This is a genomic window from Lacinutrix gracilariae (assembly GCF_042684485.1).
GTDB lineage: Bacteria > Bacteroidota > Bacteroidia > Flavobacteriales > Flavobacteriaceae > Oceanihabitans > Oceanihabitans gracilariae.
This window is the reverse complement of record NZ_JBHULM010000011.1, coordinates 277,650-304,510: the sequence shown is the minus strand read 5'-3', so window position 1 is coordinate 304,510 and position 26,861 is coordinate 277,650. Positions and strand designations below refer to the sequence as shown.

The following is a 26,861-nucleotide window of genomic DNA, read 5'->3' as shown; positions in this document are numbered from 1 at the left end:
AAAGCGTCTTGATAATTTTATTTCAAGACGCTTTTTTTATGCGTTACTTTTCTTACCATTCATTGATTCTGTTAGAGTCAAGCTTAATAAAAATAAATAGTAAAATGGTAAAACCCCAAAGTCCAGAACCACCATAACTAAAAAAGGGTAGTGGTATACCAATTGTAGGTATTAAGCCCATAACCATACCAATATTAATCATAAAATGAAAGAATAATATAGATGCTACAGCGTATCCATAAACTCTACTAAATTGCGATTTTTGTAATTCTGCCAATCTAAGAACACGTAGCATTAAAAGTATAAATACAATAATAACAAAGATGCTTCCTAAAAAACCCCATTCTTCACCAACAGTACTAAATATGTAGTCTGTATGCTGTTCTGGTACAAATTTACCTGTAGTTCTTGTTCCTTCTAAAAAACCTTTACCAGCAAAACCTCCAGAGCTAATTGCTTTTTCAGATTCATAGAGATTGTATAAAATATCTCTACGCATTTGTGCAATTTTTTGCGGATCTTTTTCAAGGCGTAACCAAAGGCTTATTCTATCTTGTTGGTGTGGTTGTAGTACGTTTTGGTAGAAAAATTTTATTCCAAAAGCAATTATAATACAAGCTATAGTGGTTAAGATAGGTTGTAAAATTACAGGCTTCTTTTTTTTAAGAAAATAGTTAGTAATGATAAACACTACAGCTATAATAGAAGTAATTATGGGTCCAAATTTTAATGCTAAAACAGAAATTGAAACTATAGTTAAAGCTAAAACTAAGTATATTTTTGGCAGTCCTTCTCGATACAAAACAAAAAAGAAAGAACCATAAACTAGCGTACTTCCTGCATCATTTTGTAATAATATTAATACTGCAGGAATGATGATGATGATAAAAACTCTTATTTGGTCTTTAAAGGTTTTTATATCTGTGTTTAAATCACTTATATATTTAGCAACAGCCAATGCAGTAGCAGCTTTGGCAAACTCACTAGGTTGTAAGGTCATGCCGCCAATACCATACCAAGAGGTTGCTCCGTTTACGTTTTTACCAAAGAGAAATAGTCCTGCTAAGGATAGCATAGAGAAAATAAAAATTAAACTAGAAAACCGCTCATAAAACTTAGCATCAATAGATAGAATGAATATGATAAGTAAAACGGTTAAACCAATAAACATTAATTGTTTTCCGTAAGGTTGTGAAATGTCAAAATAGTCAATAGTTGGTCCTATATGCGAAGCCGATAAAATATTCATCCACCCAAAGCCTACTAAAATCAAAAATAAAATGATGGTTATCCAATCAAATTTAAAATGTCTATCTGTTTGTCTAAACATATATTATGAATCTAATTTTTTGATTTGTGCTTTGAGTTTATTTGCTTCTTCTGGAGGTATTACTTGAAGTTTTGTTTTTCCATTAATATCAAAAGGTTTTCCAGAATATGGTTTAGCATACTCGTCTTCTAAACTGTGATTTAGTATCCAGTTTTCTAAATCTGTTCTTGTAACTTCTCCTTTAATATATTTTTCAATCATTAGGCTGGCAATACGTCCAGCAAAACGTCCTCCCCAATATCCATTTTCTACAAACACAGCAATGGCAATTTTAGGATCGTGTTTTGGTGCAAAGGCTACAAATATAGAATGGTCTGTAAGTTGTGTTTTTACACTGTCTATTTTTACAAAATTTTCTACAGTACCTGTTTTTCCGCAAATATCAATATCTGGAATTTGTAAATGCTTAGCTGTACCATGTGTGTATACATGTTGCATACCTTCAATTACAGGTTCAAAGTGCTGCTTATCTATTGTGGTGTATTTAGGTGTAGTAAAGTTTGGATCTAAAGTTTCGCCTTTAATTTCTTTAATAATATGTGGTGTAAAATAATAGCCTCTATTAGCAATAGCAGCAATCATATTTGCTAATTGTATAGGTGTTGTTGCTACTTCACCTTGACCAATGGCATTAGAAATGGTATATGTAGAGTAGAAGGTGTTAGGATATATTCTGTTATAATAATTTCTATCTGGAATTCTTCCTTTTTGACCAACGTATAAATCGTTATTTAAAAAGTTTCCTAAACCAAAACTTTTAACATGATTACTCCATACATTAATACCTATAGAAGCGTTTTCAGGCTTGTCTAAAATTCTTCTGTAAACGGTTGCAAAATACGCATTACAAGATTCTTGAATACCATGAACCATGTCGTTTCTTGTTCCAACTCTACAGTGGCATTTCATAAACCTATTTCCGTATTTATAACCAGCATAACACGTTACTTTTTCATCTGTAGAAATAACACCTTCTTGTAAGGCTACTAAGGCATTCATTAATTTAAAAGGAGAACCAGGTTCATATACACCTTGTAAACTTCTATTAAACAAAGGTTTTGCAATAGAATCATTATACAGCTTGGTAAAGTTTTTAGAGCGATCTCTACCAACCAATAAATTTGGGTTGTAGGTTGGAGCAGAAACCATAGATAGTATTTCTCCAGAACTAGGCTCAATTGCTATAATACCACCACGTTTGTTTTGCATAAGTATTTCGCCATAGGCTTGTAACGTTGCGTCAATGGTGGTTTTAATGTCTTTTCCTGGTTCTGGTAAAGTGTCAAACTTACCATCTTTATAAGGACCAATATTTCGGTTAAATCTATCTTTTTGTATGAATTTAATACCTTTTACACCACGTAGTGTTTTTTCATAGGAAGCCTCAATACCTTGCATACCAATTAAATCTCCCATTTTGTAGTAGGGATTTTTATTCATGATTCTTTGGTTTACTTCACCAATATCACCAAGTACATTAGCACCAATAGTGGTTTCATAATTTCTTAAGGAACGTTTTTGAATATAGAAACCTTCAAATTTTCGCATTTTTTCTTGAAGAACCGCATAGTCTTCTTTAGATAACTGCGGAAGAAAAACATAAGGCAATCTAGGAGAATATCTATATGCTTTTTTGTAGGTTTTAATAAATTGCTCTTTGTCTATTTTTAAAAGCGAACAAAACTCTAAAGTATCTAGTGGTTTTACTTCACGCGGAATTACCATCACATCATAAGACGGTTGGTTAGAAACTAGAAGTTTTCCGTTTCTGTCATAAACAAAACCACGTTTAGGATAATCATATACCTTACGTATGGCGTTATCTTCATATAAATTATTGGCATTATCTTGATATACTTGTAGATAGAAAAGTCTAGAAATAAAAAGAATACCAACAAAAATTATGGAAATGAAAAGTAATAATTGTCTCATTTAGTTTTTCTGCTGAATATAATGGTTACTAAAACACATAGTATAATAGTAAATATACTTGAGAATAACGTTTTTTGAAGCACTAAAAGTATTTTAGAAAAGTTAAAAACTTCTAAAAGAAATAAGATTAAGTGATGTGTTACAGTAAGTATGCTAATATATGTTAGTTTAGCGCCAAAATCTACTTGATTAAATTTTATGGTTTGGTGCTCATAAACTGCACCAAAACAAAATTTTAAAACTGCAGGTCTTACAAAAGCTATAGTGACACAAGCTGCTGCATGCATACCTCCTGAGTCTAAAAACATATCTACAGTTATACCTAATAAAAAACTTAAAAGTAAAAATACCATTCTGTTGTTTTTTACAGGAAATAAAAGCACAAACAGAATATAGATATATGGATTTAAGTAGCCTAAATAATTAATATGCGAAAGCACAAGTACTTGGGCAAATACTAGTGTTATAAACCGAAGAATATTAGTAGTGATGATGCTATTCATTAACAGGGTTTATTAGGTTGTTAATTTCTGTTGCATCTTTATTTTCTATAATGTACACGTGTTCAATATTGGTCATGTCATTAAATAAAGCAATGTTTATTTCGTAAAAATCTTCAGCAGCATCTAGCTTAAAGTCTTGAATAGTACCAATAGGAATTCCTTTAGGAAAAATGGCAGAACGACCAGAAGTAATAATAGTATCTCCTTGTATTAATTTTGCTTTAGATGATATATCTACCAATTGCACCAATTCTGGTGATTTTCCATTCCATTTTAAGGTACCAAAGTGATTGGTTCTTTTTAACTGTGCACTAATTTTACTTTTGGTATTTAATATAGAAAGTACCGTTGCGTATTTTTTGCTTGTATGGTCAACAATACCTAAAATTCCTTTAGAGGTAATTACGCCATAATCTTGTTTTATACTGTCGCGTTTTCCTTTGTCAATTAATAAAATATTGGTGCTAAAGGTATAGTTGTTTTTTATAACTAAAGCAGGAGTAAACTGGTAAATAGAAGTATACGAAAGGCTGTCTATAAAACTAGGTTTAGATTCTGTAACTGTATTATAAAGTACAGATTTTAGCTTATTATTTTCTTCTTGAAGTAAAAGATTTTGTTCTTTTAAACTAAAATACTTATTAATATTATTTACTTTATTATAAACACCTCCTGATAAAAAGTTTGCAGAGTTTACAAACTTACTTCTTTGGTATGAGTGGTTTTGAATAGTAAAAAAAATAGATATTATAAACAGCAATATGTATAACAAAAACGATTTGTTACGTAGTATAAAATTAATTATTTGCTGCATGATTTAATGGGTATTACTCTTATTTAATCAATACGCTTTTGAATTTAGCTAAGTTTTTAAGTGTAATTCCGGTTCCACGAACAACAGCACGTAATGGATCTTCTGCAATATAAACTGGTAAGTCTGTTTTTTGCGATAAACGTTTGTCTAAACCACGTAGCATAGATCCTCCACCTGCAAGGTAGATTCCTGTGTTATAAATATCTGCTGCCAATTCTGGAGGAGTTTGTGATAAGGTTTCCATTACAGCGTCTTCAATACGAAGAATAGATTTATCTAAAGCTTTAGCAATTTCACGATAGGATATTTGTACTTGCTTTGGTTTTCCTGTTAATAGGTCACGACCTTGAACGCTCATATCTTCTGGCGGAAGATCTAAATCTTCTGTTGCAGCACCAATTTGAATTTTAATTTTTTCGGCAGTACGCTCACCAACATATAAATTGTGTTGTGTACGCATGTAATAAATAATATCATTTGTAAATACATCACCTGCAATTTTTACAGATTTGTCACAAACAATACCACCAAGAGCTATTACTGCAATTTCTGTAGTACCACCTCCAATATCAACAATCATGTTTCCTTTTGGTTGCATAATATCTACACCAATACCAATTGCAGCAGCCATAGGCTCATGTATTAAGTAAACTTCTTTACCATTTACACGCTCTGCACTTTCTTTTACTGCTCGCATTTCTACTTCTGTAATTCCTGAAGGAATACAAATTACCATACGTAATGCTGGAGTAAAAAGTTTCTTTTTTAAAGCTGGAATGTTTTTAATAAACATGCTGATCATTTGCTCTGAAGCATCAAAATCTGCAATTACACCATCTTTTAATGGTCTAATAGTTTTAATGTTTTCATGCGTTTTTCCTTGCATCATACTTGCTTCTTTACCAACAGCAATAATTTTTCCTGTTATTCTATCTCTAGCAACTATGGACGGACTGTCTACAACTACTTTATCATTATGAATAATTAAAGTATTTGCAGTTCCTAAATCTATTGCAATCTCTTCGGTTAAGAAGTCAAAAAATCCCATTCTTTATTTTAATTATATGCGTTAAAAAATCAAATCTCGTAAAGGTAGTAAAACTCTTTCTAAATATGATTTTTAAAGTTAATGTTTTAATAGTTGAAAATCTATAAAATTAAGTATAGATTTTCAACTATTTAGATACTATTTTAATTCTCACTAAGGAGATAACAACCTAGTGTTTAAAATGTCTTGTACCTGTAAAAACCATAGCTACATCATTATCATTACAATAATCAATACTCAATTGGTCTTTTATAGATCCTCCTGGTTGTATTACTGCTGTAACTCCTGCGTTTTTAGCAATCTCTACACAATCTGGAAACGGAAAAAATGCATCACTTGCCATTACTGCACCTTGTAATTCAAAATTAAAAGATTGTGCTTTGTGTATGGCTTGGTTTAATGCATCTACACGACTTGTTTGTCCTGTTCCGCTAGCACATAGTTGTTTGTTTTTTACTAAAACAATAGTGTTTGATTTGGTATGCTTACAAATTTTAGAAGCAAAGATTAAATCATCTAACTCTTTTTGTGTTGGTTTATTGTTTGTAGCATCTTTTAAATCTTCTAAAGCATCTGTTTTAGAGTTTCTGTCTTGTACTAAAACACCATTTAAACAAGTTCTTACTGTTGTTTCCGGGAAATCAAAATCTTTTAAAACAAGTAAGATTCTGTTTTTCTTTCCTTTTAAAATCTCTAAAGCTTCATCAGAAAAAGAAGGTGCTATTACTACTTCGCAAAATAATTTGTGAATTTCTTCTGCTGTTGCTTTGTCTATTTCTGTATTGCTAATTAATACACCACCAAAAGCAGAAACAGGATCTCCTGCTAAAGCATCGATATACGATTCTAAAACGGTTTCACGTTGAGCAAATCCGCAAGCATTGTTATGTTTTAATACTGCAAATGTAGGAGCTTCGCCTTTAAATTCATTAATTAAATTTACAGCTGCATCTACATCTAAAAGGTTGTTGTAGCTTAATTCTTTACCATGAAGTTTTGTAAATATTTCGTCAAAATCACCAAAGAAAAATCCTTTTTGGTGCGGATTTTCTCCATAACGTAATACTTTACCTTGCGTTTCGCTAAGTTTAAAAGAAGCGATTTCATGGTTTTTATTGAAGTAATTAAAAATGGCAGAATCATAATGCGAAGAAACATTAAATGCTTTTGCAGCAAATAATTTTCTGTCTGCTTCTGTTAAGGTTCCGTTTTTTTCTGTAATTAATTCTAAAAATTCAGCATAGTCATTTACCGAAGAAACGCAAATTACATCTGCATAATTTTTAGCAGCTGCACGAATTAATGAAATTCCTCCTATATCAATTTTTTCAATAATATCTTGTTCGCTTGCTCCTGAAGCTACTGTTTTTTCAAAAGGATATAAATCAACAATTACCACATCTATCTGCGGAATGTTGTATTCTTCCATTTCTGCAACATCACCATCATGGTTTTGTCTGTTTAAGATTCCACCAAAAACTTTTGGGTGTAATGTTTTTACACGACCTCCAAGAATAGAAGGATATGAAGTTACATCTTCTACAGGAACGACATCTATTCCTAAATCATTAATAAATTTTTGTGTTCCACCAGTGGAATAAATGGTTACACCTTGTTTGTTTAATTGTTTTACAATTGGTTCTAAACCGTCTTTACTAAATACCGAAATTAGTGCAGACTTAATTGTTTTACTGTTGCTCATTATAGTTGTGTTATTTGCCTGCAAAAATAGGAATATTTAGTGCTTTTTATAAGAGAAAATGCATTTGTTTTTTTAACTAAAACAAGGAGTTATTAACAACATATGTGCTCTTATTTGTTTTCATTTATTTGTAACAAATATTATATAAAAACGTCTTACCTTTATAATTCTTTAAAAAAGTATAATTTTTACTGCATATGTTACTGTATTTACGTCTCTTTAAAGAGAGTTTTTCTTTTGCTATTAGTGCTTTGACAAACAATAAACTGCGAACGTTTTTGTCTTTGTTAGGTGTTACTATTGGTATATTTTCTATAATAGCAGTTTTAGCAGCAGTAGATTCTTTAAAAAATGATATTAAAGGTAGTATTAGTTCTTTAGATAATAGTACACTTTATATCATGCGTTTTTCTTTTGGACCTAGTACCATTCCGCAATGGAAAAGAGAACAATTTCCTGATGTTACTTATGAAGAATTTCAGTTTATAGAAAATAAAATTCCTAATGTTGAAGCGGCTTCTTTTTCGCTAAATGTAAATCCTGAAACCATTAAATATGATGCTGCCTCTGTTGAAAATGTACAGATTGCAGCAGTAACAAGTGGTTATTATAACATTGAAAGTTTACAAATAGGAGAGGGAAGGTTTTTTAATGAATCGGAATCTAATTCTGGTTCGCCAGTAGTGGTTTTAGGAGATGAAATAGCTAGTAGTTTATTTGGTAATTTAAATCCTATAGGTAAAGTAGTAAGGCTTTACGGAAGAAAATTTACAGTTATTGGTGTACTTGAAAAGGAAGGCTCTGGTTTGTTTGGAAACTCTAAAGATACCGCAGCTATTTTGCCTGTAAATTTTGTGCGAAGACTTTTAGGTGATAATAATAAAAGAGCGTTTCCTGCAATAATTGTAAAACCAGAATCAGGAATTGACTTATCTGAATTTAATGCGGTAATAGCACAAGGATTAAGAAACTTTAGAGGTTTAAAAGCAGGAGAAGATAATAACTTTTTTGTTAACGAGCTTCAAGGTTTTACCGATTTAATAGATAATATTACAGGACAACTAAATTTTATGGGTTGGATTATTAGTGGTTTCTCTCTTCTTGTAGGAGGTTTTGGTATTGCTAATATTATGTTTGTTAGTGTAAAAGAAAGAACCAATTTAATTGGTATTCAAAAATCATTAGGAGCAAAAAACAGATTTATTTTGTTTCAGTTTTTGTTTGAAGCCGTAATTTTAGCTGTTATTGGTGGTTTAGTAGGTTTGTTTTTTGTTTGGATAGTTTCCTTATTAATGACGCAACTTACAGATAGTTTTGAGTTTGTATTGTCTTATAGCAATATGTTTCTTGGTTTTATACTCTCTACTATAATAGGCTTGGTTTCTGGAGTTATTCCTGCGCTTTCTGCGTCTAAACTAGATCCTGTAGAAGCTATTAGAACAGGAATGTAGCATTCAAGATTTAAAGTATTGCAGGAGTAAATAGCAAAAAAAAACTCCAAAAAGCATATTATTTGGTAATACTGCTATTTGGAATTTTATGTTTTTTTTTTTTCTTCTCTAAAAAGCTACTATAGTAGTGTGGCTACTTGTGCGCAAACAAACTCTAAAAAGCGTTCGTCTTCTTCAGTAAAAGGATCAGGAGTATTAGAGTCTATATCTATTTGACCAATATTTTCACCATTTACAAAAATAGGAATTACTATTTCAGCTTTAACTGTAATGCTACATGCAATATAATTGTCTTGTGCAGCAACATCTGCTACCACAAAGTTTTCATTGCTAACAGCAACTTGTCCGCAAATACCTTTACCAAAAGGAATGATTACGTGATCTGTAGGATCACCTACATAAGGACCTAATTTCAATTCGTTTTTATCTCCATTTTTAAAATAGAAACCAACCCAATTGTAATAGGTAATATGTTCTTCAAGAAGCTTGCAAATAGATAATAACTTATCGTCTTTTGTAGCCTCTTTTTGATTTATTATTGTTGTTATTTCTGGTTTTAACTGCTCGAAATTCATAGGATTAAAAAACTTTTTACAAAAGTATTTAAAAACCAATATATATTATCACATTTTGCATAAATTTAACCAAGTAAATTAAAAGTAAATCTTTGAAACAACTTTTTATAAAATATAAGTCTGTATTAAAATTTATAGCCACTTTTTTAATGGTTTATGCAGTCTTAACCTTTAGCTATAAATTGTTTTTGCAATATTCTTCAGGTAATACGTATTATCCAGATTACTTGACCAATTTGGTGGCTAAACAAAGTAAGGAAATTTTAAATGCTCTAGATTATAGAGTGCAGTTATTGCCACATCCAAACGAAGCTTCCTTAAAATTAATTATAAACGAAAAATATGTAGCTCGAGTAATAGAAGGTTGCAACTCTATAAGTATTATTATTTTGTTTATATCTTTTATAATAGCCTTTTCAAGTACATTTAAAATTACAGTACTTTATATTTTAGCAGGTAGTGTGTTAATATACATTGCTAATTTAATTAGAATAGTAATACTTTCTGTTGGTTTGTATCATTATCCTTGGCGAAAAGATATTTTGCATACTGTAATATTTCCAGCCATAATTTATGGTATGGTTTGTTTGCTTTGGATGGTTTGGGTGAATCGTTTTTCTAATTCAAAAAAGTAAGATGAATACATTTGTTAAATACGGTTTACTTCTTGTTTTAGGTACTTTACTCGTGTTAATTCGCGTTTTTGAAGAACAAATTTTCTACGATCCATATTTGTCTTTTTTTAAAAATGATTATCTGTATTTAGATTCGCCAAGACAAGAAACATTTAAATTAACAGCGTTTACAGTGTTGCGATACGCTTTAAATACCATTTTGTCTTTAGCTATTTTGTTTGTGCTGTTTAAAGACAAAAACATTATTAAATTTTCGGCTATTTTATATGCAATTGCCTTAGTAGTACTTTTATTATTGTTTTTATATTTTGTAATAAATCCAAGACAAGAAGACTATTATTTATTCTTTAACGTACGAAGGTTTTTAATTCAACCATTGATTTTATTGCTCTTGATTCCTGCGTTTTATTATTTTAAACAACAAGAGTAATTTGTTAATGATTTTGTAAAACAAGGATTTTAAACTTAGTTTTTGTAATTTTGTATCGCATTTAAGAATGATAAAAAAAATATTACATACAAGCTTTTCTGTAACATTAGCCTTTCTAGTGTTATTTTCAACAGTATCTCTTACTATTGAAAAGCACTTCTGTGGTGATGTTTTAGTAGATGTTTCTATTTTTTCTGAAGGAGAAAAATGTGGTTTAGAACCTTTTGAAATGGACCAGGAAACAATTACTAAAATGTCTTGTTGTAAAGATCAAATAGATGTTATTCAAGGTCAGAAAGATTTAACTATTAAAACTTTTGACGACCTAGATTTTGAGCAACAACAATTTTTAGCATCTTTTGCATATTCTTATGTTTATCTTTTTGAAGGTTTGCCAAAACAGGTTATTCCGCATAAAGATTACTCTCCACCTAATATAGTTGTAGATATACAATTACTTAATGATACTTTCTTGATTTGATTTTTTAATGTTTTTCCTTTCGTGTTAACGAAAAGCAATTACTTATTAATACATCAAACATAAATTCATGCAACATACATATACAGTTACAGGAATGACTTGTAATGGTTGTAAAGCATCTGTAGAAAAAGAATTAAAAGCTTTACAACAGGTAACTAATGCAACAGCACATTTAGAAGCTAAGGAAGTTACTATTACAATGTCTACACACATACCTTTAGAAACCTTGCAAGAGGCACTTTCTAATAAATACACTATTTCTAACAAAGAAGAAGTTAATGTGTTTTCTTCTGCTAAAAAAGAGGAAGAAAAAACAGATATACAACAACTTTTTCCGCTGTTTTTAATCTTTATCTTTATTATTGGCGCTTCGGTTTTACTAAATTATAATCCTTGGGATTCTTCAGCATTCATGCTAGACTTTATGGGACTTTTTTATGTGGTTTTTAGCTTTTTTAAGTTTCTAGATTTAAAAGGATTTCCAGAATCTTTTAAAATGTATGATCCGTTAGCAAAATTAATTCCAGCCTATGGTTGGGTGTATCCTTTTATAGAATTAGCCTTGGGTATTTTATTCTTAATGCGAATTCAAATTCCGTTAGCATTAATCATTACAGTAATCATTCTAGGAATTACAACCGTTGGTGTGACCAAAAGCTTGCTAGATAAAAAAGCAATACAATGTGCATGCCTTGGTACTGCATTAAAGCTACCAATGACTAAAGCTACCTTTATAGAAAATAGCATCATGCTAGTTATGGCTATAATCATGCTACTAAAAATTTACAATTAAAATAGATTCCCGTTTTCACGGAAATAAAAAAATATACAATGAAAAAAATAATATATATATTATTGATGCTTCCTATTACTATCTTTTCGCAAGATAAAATTAGCGGAATGGTTATGGAAGCTAATGAAGCCAATGAACACTTGCCCTTGTTTGGAGCAAATGTATATTGGTTAGACACAACGGTTGGTACTACTTCAGATTTTGATGGTAATTTTACCATTCCGTATAACGCATCTTATAAAAAGTTAGTGGTTAGTTATGTAGGTTTTAAAACCGATACTATAACTATTACTAAACCGCAAAAAGTACATGTGGTATTAGAGGCTAAAAGCGAATTAGGCGAAGTTACCGTAACTTCAAGAAAACAAGCAACAGCAAAATCTTACTTAAAGGCAGCAAATACATTTACGGTAAGTAGTAAAGAGTTGCTAAAAGCAGCATGTTGTAATTTGTCTGAAAGTTTTGAAACCAACCCTTCTATTGACGTTAACTTTGCTGATGCAGTAACAGGAACAAGGCAGATTAAAATGTTAGGTTTAACTAGTCCTTATCTATTAATTGCAACCGAAAATATACCATCAATTCGTGGTGCATCACAAGCATTTGGTTTAAGTTTTATTCCAGGTACTTGGGTAGAAAGTATACAAATAACCAAAGGAGCAGGAAGTGTGGTGACTGGTTTTGAAAGTATTGCAGGACAAATAAATGCAGAACTAGTAAAACCGTCTACAGATGATAAATTTTATGTAAACCTTTACGGAGCAAGTAATACGCGTTTAGAATTAAATACACATTTTAATACTAAAGTGAGTGAAAAGTGGGATACAGGTATTTATGTACATGGTAATATGCATAACGAAAAACACGATGTAAATGACGACGGATTTTTAGATATGCCATTATACAACCAAATCAATTTAATGAATCGTTGGCAGTATACCAATCAAGAAAAAGGATTGGTAAGCTTTGTTAATTTTAAGTTTTTAAACGACGAAAAACAAACTGGAGAAGTAAGTTTTGACCCAGAAACAGATCGAGGTACAACCAATGCTTGGGGAGGAGAAATAGATACAAAACGCTATGAGGTCTCTGCTAAATTTGGATACGTAAACCCAGAAATTCCTTGGCAAAGTATTGGTGTGCAAACAGCTTACAGTAGCCATGAACAAGATTCTTATTTTGGCTTAAACGACTATGATATTAAACAAAACAGTTTATATACTACTATTATTTATAGTTCTATTATTAGTGATTCTAGAAGTAAGTTTAAAACAGGGTTGAGTTACACTTATGATCATTATGATGAAGTAGTAAACACTATAGATTACGGAAGAAATGAAGCAGATTTTGGTGCCTTTTTTGAATATGCTTATGATAATTTAAAAAACCTAAATGTTACAGCAGGAATTCGTGTAGATTCTCATAATCTATTAGGAACATTTATTACGCCTCGAGTACATGCTAGATATACACCTTGGGGAAAATCTGCATTACGTGCTTCTTTTGGAAGAGGAAAGCGTAGCGCAAGTATTTTTGCCGAAAACCAAAATATATTCTCTACATCAAGAAGTATAAATATTTTAAATACAGACGGAAACATTTATGGTTTAGACCCAGAAATAGCATGGAATTATGGTGTTTCTTTTTTACAAGGATTTAATTTGTTTAACAGAAAAGCAGATATCACTGTAGATTATTATAAAACCGATTTTCAAAACCAAGTAGTTGTAGATTATGAAAATCCGCAGGAAGTAAATTTTTATAATTTAGAAGGAGATAGTTATGCCAATAGCTTTCAAGCAGAGTTTAATTACAATGCTTTTGAAGGATTTGATATGCGTTTAGCATACAAGTATTATGATGTACAAACACAATATGGTACCGAAAAATTAGAAAAACCATTAGTGCCTAAAAACAGGTTTTTTGCTAATGCATCTTATGAAACAGCAATTAAAGAAGGAAAAACAGGACATTGGAAAATGGATGCAACATTTAACTGGTTAGGTAAGCAGCGTTTTTCTTCTACAGCATCTAACCCAACAGCATATCAATTGGGTGAATATTCGCCAACCATAGGTACTTTAAACTTGCAAGTAACAAAAGTATTTTCTCCTAAATTTGAAGTATATTTAGGAGGAGAAAATGTAACTAATGTAAGACAAGATAATCCAATATTAGGAGCAGATGATCCTTTTGGTTCAAATTTTGATACTACTTTAGTATATGGTCCTATATATGGATCTAATTATTACGCAGGATTACGATTTAAAATACAATAAACAAATTCTTGTAAAAGCAGGAATCTTATTAATATAAACTAAATTTTATAAAATAAAAACCATTTAAAATGAAAAAAACAATAGCATTAATCGTCTTATTATTTGTAGGAGTAACATCATTTGCTCAAAACAAAAATGCAAAAGCATCTATTGAGGTAGATGGTGTTTGTGGTATGTGTAAAGATAGAATTGAAAAAGCTTGCTTTAAAATTAAAGGAGTGAAATCTGCCATTTGGAGTGTAGACACACATGAATTAAAGTTAATTTACAATGAAGCAAAAACCAATTTAAACGAAATTCATACTGGTATTGCAGCAGCTGGTCATGATACTAAAGATTTAAAAGCTACAGAAGAAGCATATAATAGTGTGCATCCTTGTTGTAGATATCGTGATTTAGAAGTACAAGAAGATCATAAAGATTAAATAAATTAAAAAAAGCCTGAATATTAATTCAGGCTTTTTTATTTTTAGTGTATGCCATACCAAATTTACGTTATCGAATTATCTAAACGTGTGTTTACCGAAAATGCTAAGTTTAGAAATGCCAATCCGCAATTTAATGGCGTGTTGCAATGTTTGTATGTTGGCATGACAAGTAAGACACCAAAAGAACGTTTTACACAACATAAAACAGGTTATAGAAATAAGAAAGGCTATAAGCTGTCTTCAAATATTGTGGAGAAATACGGATTGTATCTTCGTCCGAGTTTATACAACCATATAGACCCAATTACCACCAGAGCAGCAGCTTTAAAAATGGAAGTAACGCTTGCTTTAGAGTTACGCAGGCAGAAATATGCGGTTTGGTTTAATTAAAATTTAAGAGTTTACCTTTTTTGGTAAACAAGAAACAAATTATTCCATAAAAAAAACGCTCCTAGAAATATCTAGAAGCGTTTTTTAAATTTTATGTGTTTTGATGATTAACAGAAGACTCTTCTTATTATACATAAGAGTGAGTAAACTGTCTACAGCGACTCGCTATTACATCATTCCTGGCATTCCGCCTCCCATTCCAGCAGGCATTCCTCCAGCAGGAGCATCTTCTTTAATGTCGATTAATGCACATTCTGTAGTTAAGATCATTCCAGAAACAGAAGCAGCATTTTCTAATGCAATTCTAGTTACTTTTTTAGGATCGATAATTCCAGCTTTAAGCATGTCTACATAAGCATCCGATTTTGCGTCATAACCAAAGTCTTTTTCTCCTTCTAATACTTTGTTAATAACAACACTTCCTTCGCCACCAGCATTTTCAACAATAGTACGTAATGGTGCTTCAATAGCTTTATTTACTATTTGAACTCCTGTAGTTTCGTCTAAATTTACAGTAGTAATTTTTTCTAATACTTTTTTAGCACGAACTAAAGCAACTCCACCACCAGCAACAATACCTTCTTCTACAGCGGCACGTGTAGCATGTAAAGCATCATCAACTCTATCTTTCTTTTCTTTCATTTCTACTTCACTAGCAGCACCAACATAAAGTACAGCAACTCCACCAGCAAGTTTAGCTAAACGTTCTTGAAGTTTTTCCTTATCATAATCACTAGTTGTAGTTTCAATTTGTGATTTAATTTGGTTTACTCTGTTTTTAATTATGTTTTTGTCTCCAGAACCATTAACAACAGTTGTGTTGTCTTTGTCTATAGTAATGCGTTCTGCAGTACCAAGCATATCTAGAGTAGTATTTTCTAAAGTAAATCCTCTTTCTTCAGAAACAACAGTTCCTCCTGTTAAGATAGCAATATCTTCTAGCATTGCTTTACGTCTGTCACCAAATCCTGGTGCTTTTACAGCAGCAATTTTTAAAGAACCACGTAATTTGTTTACTACTAAAGTAGCTAATGCTTCACCATCAACATCTTCTGCAATAATTAATAATGGTTTACCAGATTGCGCTACAGGTTCTAGAACAGGAAGTAAATCTTTCATTGTAGATACTTTTTTATCATACAATAAAATATAAGGGTTTTCTAAATCTGTAATCATTTTGTCACTATCTGTAACAAAATAAGGAGATAAATAACCTCTGTCAAACTGCATACCTTCAACAACATCTACGTAAGTATCTGTTCCTTTAGCTTCTTCAACAGTAATTACTCCTTCTTTACCAACTTTACCAAAAGCGTTAGCAATTAAATCACCAATAACATCATCATTATTAGCAGAAATAGAAGCAACTTGTTTTATTTTATCTGAAGAGTTACCAACTTTTTTAGTTTGTTTTTCAAGGTCTTCAACAATAGCAGAAACCGCTTTGTCAATACCACGTTTTAAATCCATAGGATTTGCTCCTGCAGCAACATTTTTTAAACCTTCTTTAACAATTGCTTGAGCAAGAACAGTTGCTGTAGTAGTACCATCACCTGCAAGGTCATTAGTTTTGCTTGCAACTTCTTTTACCATTTGCGCTCCCATGTTTTCTAGCGCATCTTCTAATTCTATTTCTTTAGCTACAGAAACACCATCTTTTGTTACTTGAGGTGCACCAAAACTTCTACTAATAATTACATTACGTCCTTTAGGACCAAGAGTTACTTTTACTGCGTTTGCTAATGCATCAACACCACGTTTTAAACCGTCGCGTGCATCTATATCAAATTTTATGTCTTTTGCCATTTTTAAAATTTTTTTTGTCATTCCTGCCAAAACAGGAATCTTTTTAATTTAACTTATTTGTTTGATGGAATAGATTCCGCATACAATGCGGAATGACAGCTTATATAATAGCCATTATATCTTCTTCGCGCATCATTAAATAGTTTACACCATCTAATTTTAATTCGCTACCTGAATATTTTCCGTAAAGAACAGTATCTCCTACTTTTACAGTAAGAGGCTCATCTTTTTTACCTGTTCCTATTGCTACAACAGTACCTTTGTGTTGTTTTTCTTGTGCAGAATCTGGAATAAATAAACCAGATGCTGTTTGTGTTTCTGCAGGAAGTGGTTCTACTAAAACACGATCTGCAAGTGGCTTGATGTTTACTTTACTCATTTTATATTTTTTATTTAGTTATAATAATTTTATTGCTTTTACAAGAAGCTAAAAATGTGCCAACAGAGTACGACTGACAAAGTTTCAGAAATCTAAAATGTTTTTTGTTTAAAATAAATTTGGGTAAAAAAAAATGCCAACTTTATAGGTTGGCATTTTGTGCTATTTTAAAAATAAAATAGTTTATTCTGGAGTGTTATCTGTTTGCGCTGGCGCTGTTGGTACTTCAATAGGCTGCGTAACATTATCAGTATCTAAAGCTTTAGATTCTGTAGTTGTTCCACCACTGTTAATAGCAACGTTAGAAACTAAAATTAATACCACTAAAATAGTTGCAAGTGTCCATGTGCTTTTGTCTAAAAAGTCGGTTGTTTTTTGAACACCACCTAATTGTTGTGTTCCTCCACCACCAAATGATGATGATAATCCGCCTCCTTTTGGGTTTTGTACCATAATGACTACAACTAGCAAAAATGCTACCACTACTATTAATATTAAAAATACTGTAAACATGTTATTATTTATTGTTTTGTTCTTGTAATTGTTTTACTGCTTTAATTTGGTCTGCAAAGAAACCACTTTTTTCTGGATATTTCAAACTTAATATTTTATATGATTGTAAAGCCTTTTTATAGTTTTTTTGTTCTACATAAATTCGCGCCAATGTTTCAGTCATTAGAGCTTCTGGTTGTATCATTTGTTCTTCGGCAATATTAATATTTGCCTTAGCTGTTTTTGCTGGCTTTAACTTAGGGTTTTTAGTTATAAATTTTTCAATTAGGTCAAACTTTTTCTCTCTATCGGTTTTTATTTCTTCTTTATTTTCTTCTCTTTCAATAGGAGTGTAGCGTGCTAATTTTAACCATTCGTTAAAAGAATGTGTTTCATTATGGTCAAATTCTAAAGGTTTACCTAGGTTTAAAATTTGACTTGCAGTAGTGGTTTCTGGTGTTGCTGTTTCTTGTGGTTTTTTATCTTCTTCCTTTTGTTGCGAAGCCTCTACATTAAAGTTTGCAATTTTTGTGCGTTCTATTTTTGGTTGAAATAAATCTGGATCTAAAACTCCTGTAGTATCTTTTATTTGTTGTTTTAAACCATCATCTAAAGTAACTTTTTTGTTTACCGAAATATCTTCAACATCTACTTGTATGTCTTTAACATGTTCTGCATTTTGCTTGATGTGTTGCGAGATTTCATTTTGAATAAATTCTTGCGAGGTGATATAATCAAACAGGATACTTCTGTCTGAGGTGTAACTTGCTGTTTTTTTTAGTTCTTGGTTGTATGTAAAGCTTTCTTTGTTTTTTAATCCTTTAAGGTAAATGGCTCTTGCCGATTGACAATACGGAAAATCTTCAAGAACAGTTTTTAACGCTTCGGTTTGCAAAGCAGTAACTTCTTGAGGATGCTGTACTAAGTATGTAAAGTCAGTATTATTCATTGGCGTTGTTAAATTTAGTGTTTTATTTTTTTGTTTCAGATTTTTAAAACAAACAAAAAAATAAGGGTTTAATAATTAAGCTACCAATTAGCTAATGAGGCATTAAAAATATCTTGTGTTAGGCGTTCAAAAATTTCTTCAAAAGCTGTCGTTTTTATAGAGCCTGTAAGTTGGTCACTAGCTCCATAATCATAATAAAAAGAAAAACGTCTTTCAAAATCATCTTCTTCATTTTTCTTATTAAAAAAACGAACATTTACACTTATGGTTAAACGGTTTTGAGCAGCTGTGTTTTCTGATGTTGCTGTTGTTGGTGAAATTCTGTATTCTACAATTTCTCCTTCGTAAACCAAATCGGCATTAGAGTTTTGTAAACTTAAATTGGTTTGGTTGGTAATTAAATCTTGTAAGGCAATGGTAAAATCTCTGTTTAAACCAGGTTCTACTAAAATGGCATTATTTTGAAAATAATTAACCTGAAACGTTTTTATGTTAGAAGCAATAGAGGCTCCTGTAAAAGAGTAGTAACCACAACTAAAAAAAGTAGTTGTAATAAGTAAAAGGAGTATTCGATGTATGTTTTTCATGTGTAAATATGCTTGGTAAAAGCGTACTAGTATGTTTATGTTTTTTAATTTTTTCTTTTTATGGTCAACTATTTTAAAGCTTATGTACTACGAATATATTTAAAGTTCTTAATAGCTGTCTATAAAGTTGTGTTAATATACAGGTTGTATGTATCTAAAACTAAAAAAACTATTTATAATTTATAAATCAAATTGTTTAATTTTTCTATACAGTGTACGCTCACTTATACCTAATTCTGCAGCTGCCAACTTGCGTTTTCCTTGGTGACGCTCTAAAGATTTTTTAATTAGTTCTAATTCTTTATCGTGTAAAGAAAGGGTTTCTTCTTCTTCAATTTCTTCTGCAAAATGGTACTTGTCTGCAGTGTCTTTTGTGGGTTCTATACTTGCGTTTTCAGGAATAGAAAGCAATTCTATATCTTCTTCTTTGGCATCTTCATAAGCTGCATCTTCTTCATTGCCATATATTTTTTGAATTAAGCTTTCGTTTTTTTCTTGTACTTCTGTAGCGTTACCATTTTTCATGAGTTCCATGGTAAGCTTTTTAAGATCGTTTAAATCTGCTTTCATATCAAACAAAACCTTGTATAAGATTTCACGCTCATTACTAAAATCGCTTTCTGATTTGTTGCTTTTAACAACAGCAGGTAAATTGGTGCTTCCTGTTGGTAGGTAGCTTTGTAGAGTAATGGCGTCTATACTACGGTTTTGCTCTAAAACAGAAATTTGTTCTGCTACGTTTCGTAATTGTCTTATGTTACCAGACCATCTATATTTAAGAAGCATTTGTACTGCTTCTTCAGATAGTTTTATGGTTGGCATTTTGTATTTTAAAGCAAAGTCACTAGCAAATTTTCTAAATAATAAGTGAATATCTTCTTTACGTTCGCGAAGTGGTGGAAGGTTGATTTCTATAGTGCTTAATCTATAGTACAAATCTTCTCTAAACTTTTCTTTTTTAATAGCTTCAAACATGTTTACGTTTGTTGCAGCAACAATACGCACGTTTGTTTTTTGTACTTTACTAGAACCAACTTTAATAAATTCACCGTTTTCAAGAACACGTAGTAAACGTACTTGTGTAGTTAATGGTAGTTCACCAACTTCATCTAAAAAAATGGTTCCTCCATCAGCTACTTCAAAGTATCCATTTCTGGTTGCTGTTGCTCCTGTAAAGGCTCCTTTTTCATGTCCGAAAAGTTCAGAGTCTATGGTTCCTTCAGGAATTGCTCCGCAGTTTACTGCAATGTATTTACCATGTTTTCTGTGGGAGAGCGAATGAATAATTTTAGGAATACTCTCTTTACCAACACCAGATTCTCCAGTAACTAATACCGAAATATCTGTTGGTGCTACTTGTATGGCTTTTTCAATGGCACGATTTAATGTTGCATCGTTACCAATAATACCAAAACGTTGTTTTATAGATTGTATGGATTCCATATATTTAGATTCTAGAGCCTAGATATATAGCATCTAGGCTTCTATTTTTTAAAATATTTTAAATAAACAAAAAGGCTCTAGTTTTAGCGTTTTTGTCATGTTTTATTTAATTATTTGCACTTAAACCTAAAGGCTCACCAATTAATGTGGTTTTTGTAACTCTAGTAATTTTTACATTTACAAAATCACCAACCTTATAGTTTTCTTTAGGGAAAACACAAAGTAGGTTTTGGCTGTTTCTTCCAGACCAATCTTGATCTCCTTTTTTTGCTTCTTTTTCAATTAAAACTTCTACTGTTTTACCAATAAAAGACTGTGTTTTTTCTAAACTATGTTCTAGTTGTAAGTCTATTACTTCTTGTAAACGTCTCTTTTTTACCTCTAAAGGCACATCATCTTCTAATTTTCGTTCTGCCATAGTTCCTGGTCTTTCGGAATATGCAAACATATAACCAAAGGCATATTTTACATATTGCATTAAGCTTAAGGTGTCTTGATGGTCTTCTTCGGTTTCTGTAGGGAAACCTGTAATCATATCTTGACTAATAGTACATTCTGGAAGAATACGTTTTATATTATCTATAAGCTCCATGTATTCTTGGCGTGTATGTTGTCTATTCATTTTCTTTAAAATCCTGTCGCTTCCGCTTTGAACAGGTAAATGAATGTAGTTACAAATGTTTTCGTATTTAGCCATAGTTTCTACAACATCTAAGGTCATGTCTTGCGGATTAGAAGTAGAAAAACGAATACGCATTTTAGGTTGTGCTTCTGCACATAGTTCTAAAAGTTTCGCGAAATTTGTAGCAGTTGCTTTTTGAAAATCTGTAGCTTTTTCAAAGTCTTTTTTTAAGCCTCCACCATACCATAAATAGCTATCTACGTTTTGCCCAAGTAAGGTGATTTCTTTGTACCCTTTATTATAAAGGTCATTTATTTCTTCTATAATGCTTTGTGGGTCGCGACTACGTTCTCTTCCTCTTGTAAAAGGAACTACGCAAAAGGTACACATATTATCACAACCACGTGTAATAGAAACAAAAGCAGTAACACCATTGGTGTTTAAACGTACAGGAGAAATATCTCCATAAGTTTCTTCTTTAGATAAGATAACGTTTATAGCGTCTCTACCATCTTCTACTTCAGCAAGTAAGTTTGGTAAGTCTTTGTAGGCATCAGGACCAACAACAAGATCTACAATTTTTTCTTCTTCTAAAAATTTGCTTTTTAAGCGTTCAGCCATACAGCCTAAAACCCCAACTTTCATGTTTGGGTTTACTTTTTTCTTAACCTTGTTGTATTTTTCTAAACGCTTTCTTACCGTTTGTTCAGCCTTATCACGAATAGAGCAAGTGTTTACCAGAACCAAATCTGCATCTTCTAAGTTTTGTGTGGTATTAAATCCTTGGTTAGATAGAATAGAAGCTACAATTTCACTGTCGCTAAAGTTCATAGCACAGCCATAACTTTCAATAAAAAGTTTACGCGTATTTCCTTCTTTATTTTCTAAAACAAGGTTTTCTCCTTGTTTGCTTTCGTCTATAGTCTTTTCCATATTCAAGCCTGTATATACAGGTGTCTTGTTTTTTACACTTATGCTATACTTTAGGTTAGCTTTGGTAAAAATTATTTTTTTTTAACTTTCTCAATAAGTATGCAAAGATACGATTATTTTAAAGAAAGTGACAAAGTGACAGTGTGTATTTTTTTATCTATTCTTATTAATTTACTTACATTTGAATCGCTAATCAATAATATAAATAATGAAATTTCAGGAGTTTGAAAGTAAAGTACAAAACGCTAAAACATTAGATTTTGGCGATATATTTAATAAAAGTATCGAGCTTTTTAAAAAAGTCTGGATTCAAGGTATGGTCATGCTATTGTTAAGTATGTTAATTATCTTACCTTTTTATTTATTAATGTATTTGCCTTTAATAGGAGCAGGATTAATAGATCCATATATGTTTGAGCATGGAGGAGCGTCAAGTTTTGTGTTAATGATGCCTTTCTACTTTTTTATACTAGTATTTTCTGTTATAGCTTCTGTAGTTTCGTTTGGTATGCGAGCAGGATTTTACAGAATTTGTAAAATGAAAGATTTAGAGGAAGATGGTAAAGAAGATTATTTCTTTTATTTAAGAAAACCATACTTAGGTAAGTTAATAAAATTGTCTCTTGCAACTTTTGGTATATCATTAGTAGCAATACTTTTGTGTTACCTTCCTATTTTTTATGTGGTAGTACCTATCACTTTAATGAATGTAATTTTTGCATTTAATCCGGAGCAGTCGGTTTCAGAAATAGTTAAATCTGGTTTTGCTTTAGGAAATAAAAAATGGCTAATTACTTTTGGTTTAGTTATTGTCAGTTCTATTTTGGCTTCTATAGTTGGTATGATTATGTGTTTTATAGGTATTATTGTAACGGCATCTTTTGCATATATTCCTGCATACTATATATATAAGGACAGTATTGGTTTTGATGAAGAAGAAGAAAACAAGCAAATAGAAAATTTTTAAAATATTTGTAAAATGTATTAAAAGCCTGTTAAATCAGGCTTTTTTTATTAGTTTTATTGAGAATTTGTAGCTCAAAATAGAATAAATTAGGCACGTGAATTTTTTTTCGCATACCTTTGCACTCTGAAAAAATAGAAATATGGCGAAGAATTTAGTTATCGTAGAGTCACCTGCAAAAGCAAAAACTATTGAAAAATTTCTTGGAAAAGATTATAAAGTAGAGTCTAGCTTTGGGCATATTGCAGATTTACCTTCTAAAGAATTAGGGGTAGATGTAGATGGTGATTTTAATCCTAAATATGAAGTATCAAAAGATAAAAAAGCAGTTGTAAAAAAGCTTAAAGACCTAGTAAAAAAAGCAGATATTGTATGGCTAGCTAGTGATGAGGATCGTGAAGGAGAAGCAATAGCATGGCATTTAGCAGAAACTCTAAAACTAGATAAAGAAAAAACAAAACGTATTGTTTTTCATGAAATTACTAAAACAGCAATACAGAAAGCAATAGAAAACCCTAGAAGTATTGACTATCATTTAGTAGATGCTCAACAAGCACGTAGAGTGTTAGATAGAATTGTAGGTTATGAGCTTTCTCCTGTTTTATGGCGTAAAGTAAAAGGAGGACTTTCAGCAGGACGTGTACAATCGGTTTCTGTACGACTAATTGTTGAAAAAGAAAGAGAAATTCAAGAATTTAAAGCCGAAGCATCTTATAGAATAGATGCTGAGTTTTCTAATGAAGAAGGACAATCTTTTAAAGCAAAACTACCAAAGAATTTTACTTCTAAAAAAGAAGCCTATGCGTTTCTAGAAAGTAATGCAGCGGCAGATTTTAAGGTGGCAGATTTACAAAAAAAACCTGCTAAAAAATCACCAGCAGCACCTTTTACAACATCTACTTTACAACAAGAAGCAGCAAGAAAATTATATTTTTCGGTAAGTAAAACCATGAATATGGCACAACGTCTATATGAAGCGGGTTTAATTACTTATATGAGAACAGATAGTGTAAACTTATCTGATGAAGCAAGAAAAGGAGCGCAAGCAGAAATTGAAAGTGCTTATGGTGAAAAATACAGCAAACCAAGAAACTATAAAGGAAAATCCAAAGGTGCTCAAGAAGCACACGAGGCTATTCGTCCTACAAATTTTGCAACACACTCTGTAGATATTGAAAGAGATCAAGCAAGATTGTATGATTTAATATGGAAACGTGCTATAGCATCGCAAATGAGCGAAGCGCAATTAGAGCGTACCAATGTAAAAATTGAATCTTCAAAAACTAGTGAAATCTTTACAGCTAATGGAGAGGTTATTAAATTTGATGGATTCTTAAAAGTATATTTAGAAGGTACAGATGATGAAGAGGTAGAGCAAGATGGTATGTTGCCTGCAATGAAAGTAAACGAAACTCTTTTAAATAATTACATCACTGCAACAGAACGTTACACAAGACCACCAGCAAGATTTACTGAGGCTTCTTTAGTGAAGAAACTAGAAGAACTTGGTATTGGTAGACCATCTACATATGCACCAACTATTTCTACTATTCAAAACAGAAACTATGTAGAAAAAGGTACTATTGATGGTGTAGAGCGCGAGTATACACAACTAACTTTAAAAAGTGGAAGTGTAAAAGACGTTATGCTTACTGAAAAAGTTGGGTCAGACAAGGGGAAATTAGTACCAACAGATATTGGTATGATTGTTACCGACTTTTTAGTGAATCATTTTGAAAGTATTTTAGATTACAATTTTACAGCTAAAGTAGAAAACCAATTTGATGATATAGCAGAAGGAAAGCAAGACTGGAAAAAGATGATGAAATCTTTTTATAAAACGTTCCATCCAATAGTAACAGACGTTCAAGAAAATGCCGAAAGAGAATCTGGAGAACGTATTTTAGGAAAAGATCCTAAAACCGGAAAACGTATTAGTGTACGTTTGGGTAAATTTGGACCAATGGTGCAAATGGGAGAACCAGATGATGAAGAAACACCAACCTATGCTAGTTTAGGTCCAGACCAACAATTAGGTACTATTACTTTTGAAGAGGCTATGGACTTGTTTAAGCTTCCTAAAGATTTAGGAACTTATGAAGGCGAAGAAGTACAGGTTAATAATGGTCGTTTTGGACCTTATGTTAAATTTGGTAAAGCATATGTTTCCTTACCAAAAGGTACAGATCCTTTAAATGTAGAATTAGATGACGCTATTGTTTTAATAAAAGAAAAACAAAAAGCAGATGCACCAATTTATCATTATAAAGATTTACCAGTGCAAAAAGGAAAAGGGCGTTTCGGTCCATTTATTAAATGGAACGATATGTTTATTAATGTAAATAAAAAATACGATTGGGATAATCTATCTGATGCAGATATTGTAGAATTGATTGAAACCAAGATTCAAAAAGAAATTGATAAGGTTATTCATAACTGGGAAGAAGAAGGAATACGTGTAGAAAAAGCACGTTGGGGAAGATTCAATATCATACAAGGTAAGGTAAAGATTGAAATGCCAAAAACAACAGATGCTGCAGCTTTAACTTTAGAAGAAGTTAAAGATATCATCGAAAAAAATGCGCCTAAAAAGAAAGCCGCAAAGAAAAAAGCACCAGCTAAGAAAAAAGCGACTGCAAAGAAGAAAACAACCGCAAAAAAGAAATAAGTAGTACATGAATTTTAATTTTCTTTCACCAGTTTCAGATATCGTTTTAGCGCACAATGAATTATTGCCAGAACAAGCTTTAGGTCGAAAATTAAAAATACATTCTAAACAACAAGGAGTTCCTGATCTAGAAGGAGTACAGCTTGCTATTATAGGTGTGCTTGAAACTAGAAATGATGTTAATTATATAGGAGAAGATTTCAATTTAAACGAAATACGTAAATCTTTCTATGCCCTTTTTCCTGGTAGTTGGAATACTATTATTGCAGATTTAGGTGACATCAATAAAGGAGAGTCTGTAGAAGATACTTACTTTGCACTTAAAACTACCATTGCTATTTTAGTGCAAAAAGGAGTGATTCCTATAATTTTAGGAGGAAGCCAAGATTTAACATACGCCAATTATCGTGCTTACGACAATATTATACCAATGGTTAATGTTGTTAATGTAGATTCTAAATTCGATTTAGGAGATTCTGCAAAACCTATTAAAAACACAAGTTTTGTAGGTAAAATAATTCTAGACCAGCCATTTAACCTTTTTAATTATTCTGCAATTGGTTATCAAACTTATTTTAATTCGCAAGAAGAGATAGATTTGATGGAAAAGTTGTACTTTGACGCCTATCGTTTAGGAGAGGTTTCTAATGACATTACCATTGTAGAACCTGTAATGCGTGACGCTAATATTGTAAGTATAGACTTACGAGCTGTCAAGTCTTCAGAGGTGAGTTTAAAACAAAAAGATTCACCAAATGGTTTAGATGGTAAAGAAATTTGTGCTATTTCTAGATACGCAGGAATAAGCAATAAAGTAACCTCTTTAGGTATATGGGAATACAAACCATCTAAAGACGATGAAATAACAGCAATGCTTATTTCGCAAATTATATGGTACTTTATAGAAGGTGTAAATTGTAGAGTTAGTGATGATGGTGATTTTAAGAATGAAAATAACTATCAGAAATTTATTACACTAATAGATGACCAAGATTTAATCTTTTATAAAAGTATTAAAACAGGTAGATGGTGGATAGAAATTCCTTTTTTAAATGAAATGAATAATAAATTAAAAAGACATACGTTATTACCTTGCATGCACCAAGATTATATAGACGCTTGTAACAATATTTTACCCGAGCGTTGGTATAAAGCATTTCAGAAGAATTGCGTATAACTGTTTTAACGTGTTAAAATTATAGTTTTGTCGTTTAAATGTTTTATTTT

The 26,861-nt window shown here is 31.4% G+C and carries 25 protein-coding genes; 11 read left to right on the top strand and 14 right to left on the bottom strand.

Annotation, left to right across the window (positions count from 1 at the left end):
* Nucleotides 1-52 precede the first annotated feature (52 nt).
* The 6 genes from rodA to purH all read right to left on the bottom strand — a co-directional run bounded on the left by rodA (nt 53) and on the right by purH (nt 7,329).
* Nucleotides 53-1,330, bottom strand: coding sequence for a rod shape-determining protein RodA (gene rodA, locus ACFSSB_RS08515; protein WP_379903163.1), 1,278 nt, complete (start codon nt 1,328-1,330; stop codon nt 53-55).
* A gap of 3 nt (nt 1,331-1,333) precedes the next feature.
* Nucleotides 1,334-3,262, bottom strand: coding sequence for a penicillin-binding protein 2 (mrdA, locus tag ACFSSB_RS08510; RefSeq protein WP_379903161.1), 1,929 nt, complete (start codon nt 3,260-3,262; stop codon nt 1,334-1,336).
* Nucleotides 3,259-3,765, bottom strand: a complete 507-nt coding sequence (locus ACFSSB_RS08505) for a rod shape-determining protein MreD (protein WP_379903159.1) — start codon at nt 3,763-3,765, stop codon at nt 3,259-3,261. The genes mrdA and ACFSSB_RS08505 overlap by 4 nt, the downstream gene beginning before the upstream one ends.
* A complete protein-coding gene (gene mreC / locus ACFSSB_RS08500) occupies nt 3,758-4,579 on the bottom strand; it encodes a rod shape-determining protein MreC (protein ID WP_379903157.1) in 822 nt (273 codons plus the stop codon). The genes ACFSSB_RS08505 and mreC overlap by 8 nt, the downstream gene beginning before the upstream one ends.
* A gap of 19 nt (nt 4,580-4,598) precedes the next feature.
* Nucleotides 4,599-5,627 carry a rod shape-determining protein gene (locus ACFSSB_RS08495; protein ID WP_215967480.1) on the bottom strand — a complete coding sequence of 343 codons (1,029 nt, stop codon included), beginning with the start codon at nt 5,625-5,627 and terminating at the stop codon, nt 4,599-4,601.
* Between the two features lie 169 nt (nt 5,628-5,796).
* Entirely contained in the window at nt 5,797-7,329 is a 1,533-nt protein-coding gene (gene purH / locus ACFSSB_RS08490; RefSeq protein ID WP_379903154.1) for a bifunctional phosphoribosylaminoimidazolecarboxamide formyltransferase/IMP cyclohydrolase, read from the bottom strand.
* Nucleotides 7,330-7,526: 197 nt separating this feature from the next.
* On the opposite strand from purH, the gene ACFSSB_RS08485 reads away from it, so the two are divergent.
* Complete coding sequence (locus ACFSSB_RS08485) at nt 7,527-8,780, top strand: ABC transporter permease (protein ID WP_379903152.1); 1,254 nt, start codon at nt 7,527-7,529, stop codon at nt 8,778-8,780.
* Between the two features lie 119 nt (nt 8,781-8,899).
* On the opposite strand, the gene ACFSSB_RS08480 is transcribed toward ACFSSB_RS08485, so the two are convergent.
* Nucleotides 8,900-9,355: a GAF domain-containing protein gene (locus ACFSSB_RS08480; RefSeq protein ID WP_379903150.1), complete on the bottom strand. Its 456-nt coding sequence runs from the start codon at nt 9,353-9,355 to the stop codon at nt 8,900-8,902.
* Between the two features lie 92 nt (nt 9,356-9,447).
* Here ACFSSB_RS08480 and xrtF point away from each other — a divergent pair, with 92 nt between their 5' ends.
* From xrtF to ACFSSB_RS08445, 7 genes are all read left to right on the top strand, one after another.
* Nucleotides 9,448-9,990 (top strand): exosortase family protein XrtF, encoded by a 543-nt coding sequence (gene xrtF, locus ACFSSB_RS08475; protein ID WP_379903148.1) that lies wholly within the window; start codon nt 9,448-9,450, stop codon nt 9,988-9,990.
* A 1-nt stretch (nt 9,991) separates the two neighbouring features.
* Nucleotides 9,992-10,420 (top strand): exosortase F system-associated membrane protein, encoded by a 429-nt coding sequence (locus tag ACFSSB_RS08470; RefSeq protein ID WP_379903146.1) that lies wholly within the window; start codon nt 9,992-9,994, stop codon nt 10,418-10,420.
* Nucleotides 10,421-10,487: 67 nt separating this feature from the next.
* A complete protein-coding gene (locus ACFSSB_RS08465; RefSeq protein WP_379903144.1) occupies nt 10,488-10,901 on the top strand; it encodes an HYC_CC_PP family protein in 414 nt (137 codons plus the stop codon).
* A gap of 67 nt (nt 10,902-10,968) precedes the next feature.
* On the top strand, nt 10,969-11,694 hold the full coding sequence (locus ACFSSB_RS08460; protein WP_379903142.1) for a heavy-metal-associated domain-containing protein: 726 nt from the start codon (nt 10,969-10,971) through the stop codon (nt 11,692-11,694).
* A 38-nt stretch (nt 11,695-11,732) separates the two neighbouring features.
* Nucleotides 11,733-13,973, top strand: coding sequence for a TonB-dependent receptor (locus ACFSSB_RS08455; protein WP_379903140.1), 2,241 nt, complete (start codon nt 11,733-11,735; stop codon nt 13,971-13,973).
* 68 nt (nt 13,974-14,041) lie between these two features.
* On the top strand, nt 14,042-14,398 hold the full coding sequence (locus ACFSSB_RS08450) for a heavy-metal-associated domain-containing protein (RefSeq protein ID WP_379903138.1): 357 nt from the start codon (nt 14,042-14,044) through the stop codon (nt 14,396-14,398).
* A gap of 51 nt (nt 14,399-14,449) precedes the next feature.
* Nucleotides 14,450-14,791 (top strand): ribose-5-phosphate isomerase, encoded by a 342-nt coding sequence (locus tag ACFSSB_RS08445; protein WP_379903136.1) that lies wholly within the window; start codon nt 14,450-14,452, stop codon nt 14,789-14,791.
* A 168-nt stretch (nt 14,792-14,959) separates the two neighbouring features.
* Here ACFSSB_RS08445 and groL read toward each other — a convergent pair whose 3' ends face one another.
* The 7 genes from groL to miaB all read right to left on the bottom strand — a co-directional run bounded on the left by groL (nt 14,960) and on the right by miaB (nt 22,002).
* Nucleotides 14,960-16,597, bottom strand: coding sequence for a chaperonin GroEL (groL, locus tag ACFSSB_RS08440; RefSeq protein ID WP_379903134.1), 1,638 nt, complete (start codon nt 16,595-16,597; stop codon nt 14,960-14,962).
* A 100-nt stretch (nt 16,598-16,697) separates the two neighbouring features.
* On the bottom strand, nt 16,698-16,976 hold the full coding sequence (locus ACFSSB_RS08435) for a co-chaperone GroES (RefSeq protein ID WP_379903132.1): 279 nt from the start codon (nt 16,974-16,976) through the stop codon (nt 16,698-16,700).
* 183 nt (nt 16,977-17,159) lie between these two features.
* Nucleotides 17,160-17,489, bottom strand: a complete 330-nt coding sequence (gene secG / locus ACFSSB_RS08430) for a preprotein translocase subunit SecG (protein WP_379903130.1) — start codon at nt 17,487-17,489, stop codon at nt 17,160-17,162.
* Between the two features lie 4 nt (nt 17,490-17,493).
* A complete protein-coding gene (locus tag ACFSSB_RS08425; protein WP_379903128.1) occupies nt 17,494-18,417 on the bottom strand; it encodes a hypothetical protein in 924 nt (307 codons plus the stop codon).
* Nucleotides 18,418-18,497: 80 nt separating this feature from the next.
* Nucleotides 18,498-19,004 carry an LptE family protein gene (locus ACFSSB_RS08420; protein WP_379903126.1) on the bottom strand — a complete coding sequence of 169 codons (507 nt, stop codon included), beginning with the start codon at nt 19,002-19,004 and terminating at the stop codon, nt 18,498-18,500.
* Between the two features lie 180 nt (nt 19,005-19,184).
* Nucleotides 19,185-20,447, bottom strand: a complete 1,263-nt coding sequence (locus tag ACFSSB_RS08415; RefSeq protein ID WP_379903124.1) for a sigma-54 interaction domain-containing protein — start codon at nt 20,445-20,447, stop codon at nt 19,185-19,187.
* A gap of 106 nt (nt 20,448-20,553) precedes the next feature.
* The gene (gene miaB, locus ACFSSB_RS08410) at nt 20,554-22,002 is read right to left on the bottom strand and encodes a tRNA (N6-isopentenyl adenosine(37)-C2)-methylthiotransferase MiaB (RefSeq protein ID WP_379903122.1); all 1,449 of its coding nucleotides are present in this window, start codon (nt 22,000-22,002) and stop codon (nt 20,554-20,556) included.
* A gap of 208 nt (nt 22,003-22,210) precedes the next feature.
* Between miaB and ACFSSB_RS08405 the strand changes: the two genes are divergently transcribed.
* From ACFSSB_RS08405 to ACFSSB_RS08395, 3 genes are all read left to right on the top strand, one after another.
* Nucleotides 22,211-22,969 (top strand): hypothetical protein, encoded by a 759-nt coding sequence (locus ACFSSB_RS08405; RefSeq protein ID WP_379903120.1) that lies wholly within the window; start codon nt 22,211-22,213, stop codon nt 22,967-22,969.
* A gap of 139 nt (nt 22,970-23,108) precedes the next feature.
* The gene (topA, locus tag ACFSSB_RS08400) at nt 23,109-25,634 is read left to right on the top strand and encodes a type I DNA topoisomerase (protein WP_379903118.1); all 2,526 of its coding nucleotides are present in this window, start codon (nt 23,109-23,111) and stop codon (nt 25,632-25,634) included.
* A gap of 7 nt (nt 25,635-25,641) precedes the next feature.
* Nucleotides 25,642-26,811, top strand: coding sequence for a formimidoylglutamase (locus ACFSSB_RS08395; protein ID WP_379903116.1), 1,170 nt, complete (start codon nt 25,642-25,644; stop codon nt 26,809-26,811).
* The last annotated feature ends 50 nt before the right edge of the window (nt 26,812-26,861 follow it).